Genomic DNA, 13,914 nt, shown 5'->3' with positions numbered 1-13,914 from the left:
CAAGCATCAACAAAAAAGCCCCTCAAAAGAGGGGCTTGCTACAAAAATATCATTTTAAATTGGGCATTCGCTTTTGGCTAAGCCCGAGCAGATGGTTGGCTTAGTCCAGTTGAGGACCCGCTGCAACCAGTGACTTACCTTCAGCGTTGTCTGTGTACTTGTCAAAGTTGTTGATGAAGCGTTCTGCTAGATCTTTCGCTTTGCTTTCCCATTGTAGTGGGTCAGTGTACGTGTCGCGTGGGTCAAGGATCGCTGGGTCAACGCCGTGTAGCGCTAGTGGCACTTCTAGGTTGAACATAGGGATAACCTTAGTATCAGCCTTGTCGATAGAGCCATCTAGGATTGCGTCGATGATGCCACGCGTATCTTGGATAGAGATACGTTTGCCAGTGCCGTTCCAACCTGTGTTTACTAGGTAAGCTTCAGCGCCAGCTGCTTCCATGCGCTTCACAAGTACTTCTGCGTACTGAGTTGGGTGAAGAGTAAGGAACGCCGCACCAAATGCCGCAGAGAACGTTGGCGTTGGTTCAGTAATACCACGCTCTGTACCGGCTAGTTTCGCTGTGAAGCCAGATAGGAAGTGGTACTTCGTTTGCTCTGGAGTCAGCTTAGAAACGGGTGGTAGCACACCAAATGCATCAGCAGTCAGGAAGATAACCTTTTGAGCGTGACCTGCTTTTGATACTGGCTTAACGATGTTGTCGATGTGGTGAATCGGGTAAGAAACACGAGTGTTTTCTGTTTTAGAACCGTCATCAAAATCAATAGAGCCATCGCCACGAACCGTTACGTTTTCTAGCAGTGCATCACGACGGATAGCATTGTAGATTTCTGGTTCTGCTTCTTTAGATAGACGAATGGTCTTCGCGTAACAGCCACCTTCAAAGTTGAAGATACCGTCGTCGTCCCAACCGTGCTCATCATCACCGATTAGCTCACGCTTAGGATCGGTAGATAAGGTTGTTTTACCTGTACCCGATAGGCCGAAGAAGATGGCTACATCGCCTTTCTCGCCGACGTTTGCACTACAGTGCATTGAAGCGATGCCTTGCAGAGGCAGTAGGTAGTTCATCATTGCGAACATGCCTTTCTTCATCTCACCGCCGTACCATGTACCACCGATGATTTGAACACGCTCTGTTAGGTTGAAAGCAACGAAGTTTTCAGAGTTTAGACCCTGTTTTTCCCAGTTAGGGTTGGTTGTTTTAGCACCGTTCATTACCACGAAATCAGGTTCGAACGTTGCTAGTTCTTCGTCAGTTGGACGAATGAACATGTTCTTAACGAAGTGCGCTTGCCACGCTACTTCAGTGATAATACGCACGCTTAAGCGCGTATCTGGGTTAGCACCACAATAACCGTCAATGACAAACAGGCGCTTGCCAGATAGCTGAGTTGTCACAAGCTCTTTCAGCTCATTCCATACTTCAGTTGTAATCGGTTTGTTGTCATTTTTGCCTTGATCTGACCACCACATGGTATCGCGGGTCGTGTCATCTTTAACAATGTACTTATCTTTTGGTGAGCGGCCAGTAAAGATACCAGTGTCAACCGCAACAGAGCCTAGTTCCGTTACTACGCCTTTTTCGTAGCCTTCCAAACCTGGCAGTGTTTCTTCAACGAATAACTGCTCGTAGCTAGGATTACGAAGAACTTCAGTAACGCCAGTCAGTCCGTGCTTAGTTAGATCAATTTGTGCAGCCTTAGTATGTTCCATAACGGTCATAGGTGCTCCTTGTAGGATATTTTGTAGGGATTTTGTATTAATTTTTTATTGTTATCTGCTCACCATGCTAGCAACGAGACTCGGGGGAAACAGGGATACAGCTCAAAAAATATCCATATTAACCTTGGGGTTTTAAGCGTCTCGTCACATATTGGCCCAACTAGTCTATCCTGTACGCAAACCTTTGCGCTAGGGGCGAGAACATTATTAATTGATTAAAATTAAGCGGTGATTTTATTACGAAATGTTAAGGACTTTGCGCTATTTTGATCACAAAAAAGGCCAGCTGAGTGCTGACCTTTTTGGGGTAAATTACGTGTTTTTGGTACGCCGTAAATTAATGAACCGTATTGCTGCCTTTATCTGCTGCTTCTGCGTACAAAGCATCAACATCGTTCTTGTCGAACGAGTAGTTTGTGCCACAGTAATCACAGTGCAGAGCAACGCTCCCTTCTGTGCTTAGGATGTCGTAGATCTCTTCTTGAGCAACGGTAATGATAGCCGCCGCGCTGCGATCACGAGAACAACCACAGAAGAACTCAACCGGTTGCGGTGTGAACAGCTGTACTTTCTCTTGGTTGTACAAACGGTAAAGCAGTTCGTTCGCTTCTAGAGTGAAAAGCTCTTCGTTTTTCACTGTGTCTGTTAGTTGCTCTAGGTGCTCGAAGTCGTCTGGTGTGCCTGTGCCGTCAGGCATAACTTGCAGCAACATACCAGCAGCGTGCGCTTTGCCTTCGTGCTCGCCAGTACGTAGCCATAGACGAGTCTTAAGCTGCTCAGAGTTAGCGAAGTAACCTTCAAGCACTTGTGCAAGCGTGTCGCCTTCAAGACCTACGATACCTTGGTAACGCTCACCTTGCTTAGGATCGATAGTGATCACTAGGTGGCCTTTACCCATAAGGTCGTGCAGACCAGCGTCGTCAGCGATATCGCCTTCAAAGCGAGCAACACCACGGATTTTTTGATCGTGATCGCCATTAATAACTGCGAGAGATACTGGGCCGTCACCTTGCAATTGCATAGTGATCGAACCTTCAAACTTTAGTGTCGCCGTTAGTAGCGTTGTTGAAACCAATAGCTCACCCAGTAGTTTTTGCACGGGTGTTGGGTATTCCTTGCTAGAAATAATCTGTTGGTACGCTTCATCCATCTGTACCAATTCACCACGTACTGATAGATCTTCAAATAGGTAGCGATTTAGAACATTACTTGTAGACATTGGGTCTGCCATTTGGCTATTCCTTCTAGCTTATTGATGCTTGAACTTGATGATGTCACGACGTTGCTTCTTATCAGGGCGACGCTCTGGAGCTGGGTTATGAGCATTCAGTTTGCGCTGTTTGGCAAACTCTTCTCTCTTTGCCAAGCTCTCGGTGGTTTCTTCATAGAGGGTTTGAGCGATCGGAGCTCCACCGCGATGGGCAGAGATTTTCTCGATAGTCACCGTCTTTTCTTCATTACCTTGGCGCAGTGTAATCACTGCCCCAAGTTCGACAATTTTACTTGGCTTGCTGCGCTGACCATTATAGTGGACTTTGCCACCATCGACCATGTTACGAGCAATTGACCGGGTTTTGTAAAAACGAGCTGCCCACAACCATTTATCGAGTCTGACAGCTTCATTAGAAGTTTTCATATAGGGCTGTGCCTTATTAAGTGAGAAATGAATGCGGTTTAACTGTAATGAACAGTGCGCAACATGTTTTTGATGATGCTTATCACATTAAGTAGAAGCTTTAAGTGGAGGCGGTTGGCATTTTTTTCAAGTCATATTACAAAATAGCCATGTTATGCCGATTTATCGATTTGCTATGATATAGTTCAGGATCTTATGCTTAAATAAGCTCGGTATCGAACGAATGAATAAAAAAGCTGAAAGTTTAATGATTTGCAGCGTTTGTCGTCATGAAAAGGGGCAAGGAAAGTGAACTTTTTAGAGCTCAAAAATAGCGTAGGGAATTCTCCTGTGTTGAGCCGCTTATTAGAGAATGGATTTGTACTTCAGCAGAAACTGAGCCTAGCTACGTGTTGTGTGTTGATTGCAGCTTCTGCATGGATTTTAGGACAGCTTGCATGGTTTATCGAACCTGCCGAGCAAACAGTCGTGCCTTGGAAAGCAACCGCTTCATCGTCTTCTGCTCCACAATCGACCCTTGATATCTCATCTTTGCAGAAGAGCAACCTTTTTGGTGCCTATAACCCAACTACGGCTCCAGTGGTTGAGCAACAAGTGATCCAAGATGCACCAAAAACACGATTGAATCTGGTGTTGGTGGGCGCAGTTGCCAGTTCGAACCCCAAATTAAGTTTAGCGGTGATTGCTAATCGCGGCACGCAAGCAACTTACGGAATTAACGAAGAGATAGAAGGCACCAGAGCTAAGCTCAAAGCCGTGTTAGTAGATCGCGTAATTATTGATAATTCAGGTCGTGATGAAACCTTGATGCTTGAAGGTATTGAGTATAGGCGCTTATCGGTATCAGCGCCTGCGCCACCTCGCGCTTCTTCATCTGTTCGAGGTAATAACCCCGCTTCTGCAGAAGAGAAGTTGGATGAAATTAAAGCGAAGATAATGAAAGATCCGCAACAAATCTTCCAATATGTTCGCCTGTCTCAGGTGAAGCGCGACGATAGTGTTATTGGTTATCGTGTGAGCCCTGGCAAAGATTCAGAACTTTTTAACTCTGTTGGGCTCCAAAACGGAGATATTGCCACTCAGTTAAATGGGCAAGACCTGACAGACCCCGCCGCTATGGGCAACATATTTCGTTCCATCTCAGAGCTGACAGAGCTAAATCTCGTCGTTGAGCGAGACGGGCAACAACATGAAGTGTTTATTGAATTTTAAAACTTTGCGTCTAAAGAAGGACGAAAGTGTAGGAGAAGTACGTGAAGCATTGGTTTAAGAAAAGTGCATGGTTACTGGCAGGAAGCTTAATCTGCACACCCGCAGCCATCGCTAGTGATTTTAGTGCCAGCTTTAAGGGCACTGATATTCAAGAGTTTATTAATATCGTTGGTCGTAACCTTGAGAAAACGATTATCGTTGACCCATCGGTGCGCGGGAAAATCGATGTACGTAGCTACGATGTCCTTAATGAAGAGCAATATTACAGCTTCTTCTTAAACGTTTTAGAGGTGTACGGCTACGCGGTCGTTGAAATGGACTCGGGTGTTCTGAAGATCATCAAAGCCAAAGACTCTAAAACATCGGCAATTCCAGTGGTTGGTGACCGTGACTCAATCAACGGCGACAGCGTCGTGACACGAGTTGTGACGGTGCGTAATGTGTCGGTTCGTGAGCTTTCTCCTCTGCTCCGTCAACTGAACGACAACGCAGGCGCGGGTAACGTTGTGCACTACGACCCTGCAAACATCATCCTTATTACAGGCCGAGCGGCGGTCGTAAATCGCTTAGCGGAAATCATCAAGCGTGTTGACCAAGCTGGTGACAAAGAAATTGAAGTTGTTGAGCTAAAGAATGCTTCAGCAGCTGAGATGGTGCGCATTGTTGATGCATTGAATAAAACCACAGATGCAAAGAACACGCCTGCCTTCCTTCAACCTAAATTGGTTGCTGATGAGCGTACTAACGCAATCCTTATCTCAGGTGACCCTAAGGTTCGTAGCCGCCTAAGAAAGCTTATCGAGCAACTTGATGTCGAAATGGCTACTAAGGGTAACAACCAAGTTATCTACCTTAAATATGCGAAAGCTGAAGATTTAGTTGATGTGTTGAAAGGTGTGTCGGACAACCTGCAATCAGAGAAACAGTCATCAACCAAAGGTAGCTCATCGCAACGTAACCAAGTGATGATCTCTGCCCACAGTGATACCAACTCGTTAGTTATTACTGCCCAACCAGACATCATGAACGCGTTGCAAGATGTGATCGCTCAGCTAGATATTCGTCGTGCTCAAGTATTGATTGAAGCCTTAATTGTCGAAATGTCTGAAGGTGACGGCATCAACCTTGGTGTGCAATGGGGTAACCTTGATACAGGTGCTGTGATTCAGTACGGCAACACAGGTGCATCAATCGGTGGCGTAATGGTTGGTCTAGAAGAGGCCAAAGACACTGAAACGACCACCGCGGTATATGATGACAATGGTGCGTTTGTACGTAATGAGACGACTACTGAAAAGGGTGACTATTCAACACTAGCATCAGCACTTTCTGGTGTTAATGGTGCGGCTATGAGTGTAGTGATGGGGGACTGGACTGCACTGATCAGTGCGGTAGCGACCGATTCAAATTCAAACATTCTATCTTCTCCAAGTATTACGGTAATGGATAACGGCGAAGCGTCATTCATTGTGGGTGAAGAGGTGCCTGTCCTAACAGGTTCAACAGCCGGTTCAAGTAACGACAATCCATTCCAAACGGTTGAACGTAAAGAAGTGGGCATCAAGCTGAAGGTTGTTCCACAGATCAACGAAGGCGACTCAGTTCAATTACAAATAGAACAAGAAGTATCAAACGTATTGGGCGCGAGTGGCGCGGTTGATGTGCGTTTTGCTAAACGTCAATTGAACACATCAGTAATCGTTCAAGATGGCCAAATGCTGGTGTTGGGTGGTCTGATCGATGAGCGCGCATTAGAGAGTGAATCTAAGGTGCCATTCTTAGGTGATATTCCAGTACTTGGACACTTGTTTAAATCAACCAGTACTCAGGTTGAGAAAAAGAACCTAATGGTATTCATTAAGCCAACCATCATTCGCGATGGCATGACGGCGGATGGTATCACTCAACGTAAATACAACTTCATCCGAGCAGAGCAGTTGTACAAGGCAGAGCAAGGTTTGAAATTGCTTGATGACGATAACATCCCAGTATTGCCTAAATTTGGTGCTGACATGAATCACCCGGCTGAGATCCAAGCCTTCATCGATCAAATGGAACAAGAATAATGGCTGAATTGGTAGGGGCGGCACGTACTTATCAGCGCTTGCCGTTTAGCTTTGCGAATCGTTACAAAATGGTGCTGGAGTATCAGCACCCAGAGCGCGCACCGACACTGTATTATGTTGAACCACTGAAATCGGCGGCGATCATCGAGGTGAGCCGTGTAGTGAAAGATGGTTTCACACCACAAGCGATCACTGCCGACGAATTTGATAAAAAACTGACCGATGCGTACCAACGTGACTCTTCAGAAGCTCGTCAGTTAATGGAAGACATTGGTGCTGACAGTGATGACTTCTTCTCATTGGCGGAAGAGCTGCCGCAAGATGAAGACTTGCTTGAGTCAGAAGACGATGCGCCAATCATCAAGCTCATCAACGCGATGTTGGGTGAGGCGATCAAAGAAGGCGCTTCAGATATCCATATCGAAACCTTTGAGAAGTCACTGTCTATCCGTTTCCGTATTGATGGTGTGTTGCGTGATGTTTTAGCTCCGAGCCGTAAACTGGCCCCGCTATTGGTATCTCGTGTGAAGGTTATGGCTAAGCTAGATATTGCCGAAAAACGCGTGCCACAAGATGGTCGTATTTCTCTGCGTATTGGTGGCCGAGCGGTCGATGTTCGTGTGTCTACCATGCCTTCATCACACGGTGAACGCGTGGTAATGCGTCTGTTGGATAAGAACGCGACTCGTCTAGACTTGCACAGTTTGGGTATGACGGCAGAGAACCACGAAAACTTCCGTAAACTGATTCAGCGTCCGCATGGCATCATCTTAGTTACGGGCCCTACAGGTTCGGGTAAATCCACGACCTTGTATGCGGGCCTGCAAGAGCTAAACAGCAACGAACGTAACATCCTTACCGTTGAAGACCCAATCGAATTCGATATCGATGGGATTGGTCAAACACAAGTAAACCCTAAGGTTGATATGACCTTTGCTCGTGGTTTACGTGCGATTCTTCGTCAAGACCCGGATGTGGTGATGATTGGTGAGATTCGTGATTTAGAAACCGCAGAGATCGCTGTTCAAGCCTCTTTGACGGGTCACTTAGTGATGTCGACTCTGCATACCAATACCGCAGTTGGTGCGATTACGCGTCTGCGCGATATGGGCATCGAACCGTTCCTTATCTCTTCTTCACTGCTTGGTGTGTTGGCGCAGCGCTTAGTTCGTACCTTGTGTAACGACTGTAAAGAACCTTACGAAGCGGACAAAGAGCAGAAGAAGCTGTTTGGACTGAAGAAGAAAGACAGCCTGACGCTTTACCATGCCAAAGGGTGTGAGCACTGTAGCCATAAAGGTTACCGAGGCCGTACCGGTATTCATGAGCTTCTGATGGTTGATGAGTCGGTTCAAGAGCTGATTCATAGTGAAGCGGGTGAGCAAGCGATCGAGAAAGCAATTCGTGGCACAACCCCAAGTATTCGAGAGGATGGCTTGAGCAAAGTTCTGAAAGGGGTAACGTCCCTAGAAGAAGTGATGCGCGTGACCAAGGAAGTCTAATATGGCGGCATTTGAATACAAAGCGCTGGATGCCAAAGGCAAAAGTAAAAAGGGCTCGATTGAAGCGGATAACGCTCGTCAGGCTCGTCAGCGCTTAAAAGAGCAAGGCTTAATGCCGGTTGAGATGACCGAAGCTAAAGCGAAAACAGCGAAAGGCTCGACGCCATCAACCAGCTTTAAGCGTGGTATCAGCACGCCTGATCTTGCCTTGATTACTCGTCAAATATCAACGCTTGTCCAATCGGGTATGCCTTTAGAAGAGTGCTTGAAGGCAGTCGCTGAGCAATCTGAAAAGCCACGTATTCGAACTATGTTATTGGCGGTTCGCTCTAAGGTTACCGAAGGCTACTCGCTGGCCGATAGCCTGTCTGATTATCCACACATCTTTGATGAACTTTTCAGAGCCATGGTTGCGGCGGGTGAGAAATCGGGGCACTTGGATGCGGTATTGGAGCGATTGGCTGATTACGCAGAAAATCGCCAAAAGATGCGCTCTAAGCTTTTGCAAGCGATGATCTACCCTGTGGTGTTGGTGGTGTTTGCAGTAACGATTGTTTCTTTCTTACTTGCGACTGTAGTACCTAAGATCGTAGAGCCGATCATCCAAATGGGCCAAGAACTGCCTCAATCGACACAATTTTTATTAGCATCGAGTGAATTTATCCAGAATTGGGGCATCCAATTACTGTTGTTAATCATTGCTGTGATTGTTTTGGTTAAGACCGCACTGAAGAAGCCGGGCGTTCGCATGAGTTGGGATCGCAAGTTATTGAGCATTCCACTTATCGGCAAGATAGCAAAAGGGATCAATACCTCTCGTTTTGCACGAACACTTTCTATTTGTACCTCGAGTGCGATTCCTATCCTTGAAGGGATGAAGGTCGCGGTTGACGTGATGTCGAATCACCATGTGAAACAACAAGTATTACAAGCATCGGATAGCGTTAGAGAGGGGGCGAGCCTGCGTAAAGCCTTGGATCAAACCAAACTCTTCCCACCGATGATGCTGCATATGATTGCCAGTGGTGAGCAGAGTGGTCAATTGGAACAGATGCTGACAAGAGCGGCAGATAACCAAGACCAAAGCTTTGAGTCGACCGTGAACATTGCCTTGGGTATCTTTACCCCAGCTCTTATCGCTTTGATGGCAGGCTTAGTGCTGTTCATTGTGATGGCGACTCTAATGCCGATGCTTGAAATGAACAATTTAATGAGCGGTTAACGTATTGCTCATCAAACGTTAGTTTTTGGATTATCGAGAAGAAGGACATCATTACCTTCTTCTCGCGGTCTGTAATTTGGAGAAAATAATGAAAAATAAAATGAAGAAACAATCAGGCTTTACCCTATTAGAAGTGATGGTTGTTGTGGTTATCCTTGGCGTATTGGCGAGCTTTGTTGTACCTAACCTATTGGGTAATAAAGAGAAGGCTGACCAACAAAAAGCCATCACTGATATCGTGGCGTTAGAGAACGCGCTGGATATGTACAAACTGGATAACAGCGTTTACCCAACAACGGATCAAGGTCTTGATGCATTGGTTTCTAAGCCAAGTAGCCCAGAGCCTCGTAATTACCGTGATGGTGGCTATATCAAGCGTCTGCCAAACGATCCATGGGGTAACGAGTACCAATACCTAAGCCCTGGTGATAACGGCACTATTGATATCTTTACGCTTGGTGCTGATGGCCAAGAAGGTGGTGAAGGTATTGCTGCGGATATCGGCAACTGGAACATGCAAGACTTTCAATAAGCCTCGGCTTGTTGCTTGATGCGTTATTGTTGTTTGATTCGTTATTGATGGTAGAACATAAACAGATGGAGTCTAAAGGTGAAAACTAAGCAAACACAGCCGGGTTTCACCTTGATTGAGATTCTTTTGGTACTGGTATTACTGTCAGTAACGGCGGTTGCGGTGATCGCGACCATTCCTACCAATAGTAAAGATGTTGCCAAAAAATACGCTCAAAGTTTTTATCAACGAGTTCAGTTACTCAATGAAGAAGCTATTTTGAGCGGTTTGGATTTTGGCGTTCGTGTTGATGAAAAGAAATCGACTTACGTTCTGATGGCTTTGAAGTCTGATGGTTGGCAAGAAACTGAGTTCGAAAAGATCCCTTCTTCAACTGAATTACCAGAAGGCCTCGCACTGACGCTGACACTGGGTGGCGGAGCTTGGGAAGACGACGATCGCCTTTTTAATCCGGGAAGCTTATTTGATGAAGATATGTTTGCTGATCTTGAAGAGGAAAAGAAGCCGAAGCCACCACAGATCTACATCTTGTCGAGTGCTGAAACAACACCGTTTACGCTTTCTTTCTACCCGAATACCGGTGATACCGTGCAAGATGGCTGGCGTATTCGAGTGTTAGATAATGGTGTGATTCGACTGCTAGAACCGGGAGAAGAAGATGAAGAGGAATAAACGTTCTCCTTATCGTTCTCGAGGAATGACTCTGCTTGAAGTATTAGTTGCGCTGGCTATCTTTGCTACGGCGGCGATCAGTGTGATTCGTGCCGTCACCCAGCACATCAATACACTCAGCTATCTAGAAGAAAAAACCTTCGCGGCGATGGTCGTTGATAATCAAATGGCCCTAGTAATGCTGCATCCTGAGAAGCTTAAAAAAGCACAGGGTACGCAAGAGTTAGCGGGAAGAGAGTGGTTCTGGAAGGTGACACCGATTGATACCAGCGACGATTTATTAAAGGCGTTTGATGTGAGTGCAGCAACCAGTAAGCAAGCGTCTCCAGTCGTTACGGTGCGCAGTTATGTGGTTAACTAAAAGCGTGTGGTCAACTAAGATCGTGTCCGTTAATAAACGAATGCCTCGCAAGCAAGGTCTATCTTCAAAAGGGAGAGGCTTTACCTTAATTGAAGTCTTGGTCTCGATCGCTATCTTTGCCACGTTGAGCATGGCGGCTTATCAAGTCGTTAATCAGGTTCAGCGCAGCAACGAGCTTTCAATCGAGCGCAGTGCCCGTTTGAATCAACTGCAACGTAGTTTAGTCATTTTAGATAATGATTTTCGCCAGATGGCAGTACGACAATTTCGTACTAATGGTGAAGAAGCATCATCTAAGCTGATATTAATGAAAGAGTATCTACTGGATTCCGACAGTGTTGGCATCATGTTTACTCGCCTTGGTTGGCATAACCCACAACAACAGTTTCCTCGCGGAGAAGTCACCAAGGTTGGCTACCGCATCAAAGAGGAAACGCTTGAGCGTGTATGGTGGCGTTATCCCGATACTCCTGCAGGCCAAGAGGGTGTGATTACTCCGCTGCTTGATGATGTAGAAGGCTTTGAAATCGAGTTTTATGATGGGAGTCGCTGGGGCAAAGAGTGGCAAACCGACAAATCACTGCCCAAAGCGGTAAGACTCAAGCTGACACTGAAAGATTATGGTGAGATAGAACGTGTTTATCTTACTCCCGGTGGGACCCTAGATCAGGTTGGTGGTGACTCAAACAGTGACTCTTCAGGCAGCAGTGAGGGGAATAATGACTCATCGACCTAACAAGCTTGTAGCGACAAGTTCGGCTTTTGGCCGCAAACAGCGTGGCGTCGCGCTGATCATTATTTTGATGCTACTGGCGATTATGGCAACCATTGCTGGCAGTATGTCTGAGCGTCTGTTTACTCAGTTTAAACGCGTTGGTAACCAGCTCAACTACCAACAGGCCTATTGGTACAGCATCGGCGTAGAAGCGCTTGTGCAAGACGGTATTAGGCAAAGCTACAAAGACAGTGATACCGTAAACTTAAGCCAGCCGTGGGCGTTAGAAGAACAAGTGTACCCACTCGATTATGGCCAAGTTAAGGGGCGCATCGTTGATGCTCAGGCGTGTTTTAATCTCAATGCGTTAGCTGGCGCTGCGACGACTTCAAGCAACCAGACACCTTATTTAGTGACAGTTTGGCAAACCTTATTGGAAAACCAAGACGTCGAGCCTTATCAAGCTGAGGTTATCGCGCATTCAAGCTGGGAGTTTGTTGATAGCGACACTCGAGCGACCTCTTCCGCTGGCGTAGAAGACAGTACCTATGAGGCGATGAAGCCATCTTATTTGGCGGCTAACGGCTTAATGGCAGACGAATCAGAGCTACGAGCGGTTTATCAAGTTACGGGTGAGGTGATGAATAAGGTTCGCCCATTTGTTTGCGCTCTGCCTAGCGATGATTTTCGTTTGAACGTGAATACACTAACGGAAAAACAAGCGCCTTTATTGGAAGCGATGTTCGCACCGGGCTTAAGTGAATCGGATGCGAAACAGCTGATAGACAAACGTCCATTTGATGGTTGGGATACGGTGGATGCTTTTATGCAAGAGTCTGCCATTGCTGGTGTCAGTGGCGAAGTCAGCAAAAAAGCCAAAGCATATTTAACTGTAGATAGCGCCTATTTTGAGCTAGATGCAGAGGTATTAGTTGAGCAGTCACGTGTACGTATACGGACGCTTTTCTATAGTAGTAATCGAGAAACAGTGACGGTAGTACGCCGTCGTTTTGGAGGAATCAGTGAGCGAGTTTCTGACCGTTCGACTGAGTAGCGAACCACAAAGCCCTGTGCAGTGGTTAGTTTGGTCGACAAGCCAACAAGAAGTGATAGCAAGTGGCGAACTGTCTAGCTGGGAACAGCTTGATGAGTTAACGCCTTACGCTGAAAAGCGCAGCTGTATCGCTTTATTGCCGGGAAATGAATGCTTAATTAAGCGTGTTGAGATCCCGAAAGGTGCTGCTCGCCAGTTCGATTCTATGCTGCCGTTTTTATTAGAAGACGAAGTTGCACAAGATATCGAAGACTTACACCTGACTATTTTAGATAAAGACGCCACTCATGCGACCGTGTGTGGTGTTGAACGTGAATGGTTAAAACAAGCTTTAGAACAGTTCCGCGAAGCCAATATTGTCTTCCGCAAGGTGCTGCCAGATACACTAGCCGTACCTTTTGAAGAACAAGGTATCAGTGCCTTGCAGATAGACCAGCATTGGCTATTGCGCCAAGGCAACTATCAGGCGGTATCAATCAGTGAAGCATGGCTCCCAATGTTTTTGCAAAGTGATTGGGTTGTCGTTGATGACGAAGAAAAGCCTGCGACGATCTTCAGTTACACCTCAATGCCGAGCGACGACGTTCAGCAGCAAAGTGGAGTGGAGTGGCAAGCTAAGCCTGCGGAATTGGTGATGTCTTTACTGAGCCAACAAGCGATCACAAGCAGCGTAAATTTACTGACTGGCACCTTTAAAACCAAATCTTCATTCAGTAAATATTGGCGCGTTTGGCAGAAAGTGGCGATTGCGGCTTGTTTGCTGGTGGCCGTGATTGTGACTCAACAGGTGTTGAAGGTTCAGCAGTATGAAGCGCAAGCCGAAGCTTACAGAGCTGAGAGTGAACGTATTTTTAGAGCTGTGCTGCCAGGTAAACAACGAATTCCGACAGTAAGCTACCTTAAGCGTCAGATGAATGATGAAGCTAAGAAATACGGTGGCTCAGGCGATGGTGACTCATTACTCGGTTGGCTAGCCTTGTTGCCCGAAACTTTGGGGCAAGTGAAATCGATTGAAGTCGAAAGCATTCGTTACGATGGCAATCGTTCTGAGGTTCGACTGCAGGCTAAAAGTTCTAACTTCCAACATTTTGAGACCGCGAGAGCGAAGCTCGAAGAGAAATTTACCGTTGAGCAAGGGCCATTGAATCGTAATGGCGATGCCGTGTTTGGCAGCTTTACTCTTAAACCCCGTCAGTAACCTGCGCAAGGAGATCAG

13 protein-coding genes are annotated in these 13,914 nt (G+C 46.4%); 10 read left to right on the top strand and 3 right to left on the bottom strand.

The window, feature by feature from the left end; genetic code table 11:
- Window positions 1-100: 100 nt before the first annotated feature.
- From pckA to hslR, 3 genes are all read right to left on the bottom strand, one after another.
- Entirely contained in the window at window positions 101-1,726 is a 1,626-nt protein-coding gene (gene pckA, locus L1D22_RS06755; RefSeq protein WP_239829155.1) for a phosphoenolpyruvate carboxykinase (ATP), read from the bottom strand.
- A 337-nt stretch (window positions 1,727-2,063) separates the two neighbouring features.
- A complete protein-coding gene (hslO, locus tag L1D22_RS06750) occupies window positions 2,064-2,957 on the bottom strand; it encodes an Hsp33 family molecular chaperone HslO (RefSeq protein ID WP_239829154.1) in 894 nt (297 codons plus the stop codon).
- 18 nt (window positions 2,958-2,975) lie between these two features.
- The gene (gene hslR, locus L1D22_RS06745; RefSeq protein WP_239829153.1) at window positions 2,976-3,362 is read right to left on the bottom strand and encodes a ribosome-associated heat shock protein Hsp15; all 387 of its coding nucleotides are present in this window, start codon (window positions 3,360-3,362) and stop codon (window positions 2,976-2,978) included.
- Between the two features lie 288 nt (window positions 3,363-3,650).
- Here hslR and gspC point away from each other — a divergent pair, with 288 nt between their 5' ends.
- The 10 genes from gspC to gspL all read left to right on the top strand — a co-directional run bounded on the left by gspC (window position 3,651) and on the right by gspL (window position 13,896).
- Entirely contained in the window at window positions 3,651-4,574 is a 924-nt protein-coding gene (gspC, locus tag L1D22_RS06740; protein WP_239829152.1) for a type II secretion system protein GspC, read from the top strand.
- A 41-nt stretch (window positions 4,575-4,615) separates the two neighbouring features.
- Window positions 4,616-6,640 (top strand): type II secretion system secretin GspD, encoded by a 2,025-nt coding sequence (gspD, locus tag L1D22_RS06735; protein WP_239829151.1) that lies wholly within the window; start codon window positions 4,616-4,618, stop codon window positions 6,638-6,640.
- Entirely contained in the window at window positions 6,640-8,142 is a 1,503-nt protein-coding gene (gspE, locus tag L1D22_RS06730) for a type II secretion system ATPase GspE (protein ID WP_061033112.1), read from the top strand. Before gspD ends, gspE begins: the two co-directional genes overlap by 1 nt.
- A gap of 1 nt (window position 8,143) precedes the next feature.
- Window positions 8,144-9,364, top strand: coding sequence for a type II secretion system inner membrane protein GspF (gene gspF / locus L1D22_RS06725; protein ID WP_239829150.1), 1,221 nt, complete (start codon window positions 8,144-8,146; stop codon window positions 9,362-9,364).
- An 88-nt stretch (window positions 9,365-9,452) separates the two neighbouring features.
- A complete protein-coding gene (gene gspG, locus L1D22_RS06720; protein WP_004741459.1) occupies window positions 9,453-9,896 on the top strand; it encodes a type II secretion system major pseudopilin GspG in 444 nt (147 codons plus the stop codon).
- 78 nt (window positions 9,897-9,974) lie between these two features.
- Window positions 9,975-10,568, top strand: coding sequence for a type II secretion system minor pseudopilin GspH (gspH, locus tag L1D22_RS06715; protein WP_239829149.1), 594 nt, complete (start codon window positions 9,975-9,977; stop codon window positions 10,566-10,568).
- Window positions 10,555-10,929, top strand: coding sequence for a type II secretion system minor pseudopilin GspI (gene gspI / locus L1D22_RS06710; RefSeq protein ID WP_239829148.1), 375 nt, complete (start codon window positions 10,555-10,557; stop codon window positions 10,927-10,929). Before gspH ends, gspI begins: the two co-directional genes overlap by 14 nt.
- Window positions 10,916-11,665: a type II secretion system minor pseudopilin GspJ gene (gene gspJ, locus L1D22_RS06705; RefSeq protein WP_239829147.1), complete on the top strand. Its 750-nt coding sequence runs from the start codon at window positions 10,916-10,918 to the stop codon at window positions 11,663-11,665. Before gspI ends, gspJ begins: the two co-directional genes overlap by 14 nt.
- Complete coding sequence (gene gspK / locus L1D22_RS06700; RefSeq protein WP_239829146.1) at window positions 11,649-12,698, top strand: type II secretion system minor pseudopilin GspK; 1,050 nt, start codon at window positions 11,649-11,651, stop codon at window positions 12,696-12,698. Before gspJ ends, gspK begins: the two co-directional genes overlap by 17 nt.
- The gene (gene gspL / locus L1D22_RS06695; RefSeq protein ID WP_239829145.1) at window positions 12,667-13,896 is read left to right on the top strand and encodes a type II secretion system protein GspL; all 1,230 of its coding nucleotides are present in this window, start codon (window positions 12,667-12,669) and stop codon (window positions 13,894-13,896) included. Before gspK ends, gspL begins: the two co-directional genes overlap by 32 nt.
- The last annotated feature ends 18 nt before the right edge of the window (window positions 13,897-13,914 follow it).

This window comes from Vibrio sp. Isolate34 (genome assembly GCF_022397915.1).
Lineage (GTDB): Bacteria > Pseudomonadota > Gammaproteobacteria > Enterobacterales > Vibrionaceae > Vibrio.
This window is presented reverse-complemented; position numbering and strand designations above follow the sequence as displayed.

Excerpts from the sequence above, each read along its gene's own strand:
- gspJ (WP_239829147.1), top strand. The coding sequence starts at position 10,916 with ATGTGGTTAACTAAAAGCGTGTGGTCAACTAAGATCGTGTCCGTTAAT.
- hslR (WP_239829153.1), bottom strand. The coding sequence starts at position 3,362 with ATGAAAACTTCTAATGAAGCTGTCAGACTCGATAAATGGTTGTGGGCA.
- gspK (WP_239829146.1), top strand. The coding sequence starts at position 11,649 with ATGACTCATCGACCTAACAAGCTTGTAGCGACAAGTTCGGCTTTTGGC.
- gspI (WP_239829148.1), top strand. The coding sequence starts at position 10,555 with ATGAAGAGGAATAAACGTTCTCCTTATCGTTCTCGAGGAATGACTCTG.
- hslO (WP_239829154.1), bottom strand. The coding sequence starts at position 2,957 with ATGGCAGACCCAATGTCTACAAGTAATGTTCTAAATCGCTACCTATTT.
- pckA (WP_239829155.1), bottom strand. The coding sequence starts at position 1,726 with ATGACCGTTATGGAACATACTAAGGCTGCACAAATTGATCTAACTAAG.
- gspF (WP_239829150.1), top strand. The coding sequence starts at position 8,144 with ATGGCGGCATTTGAATACAAAGCGCTGGATGCCAAAGGCAAAAGTAAA.
- gspE (WP_061033112.1), top strand. The coding sequence starts at position 6,640 with ATGGCTGAATTGGTAGGGGCGGCACGTACTTATCAGCGCTTGCCGTTT.
- gspG (WP_004741459.1), top strand. The coding sequence starts at position 9,453 with ATGAAAAATAAAATGAAGAAACAATCAGGCTTTACCCTATTAGAAGTG.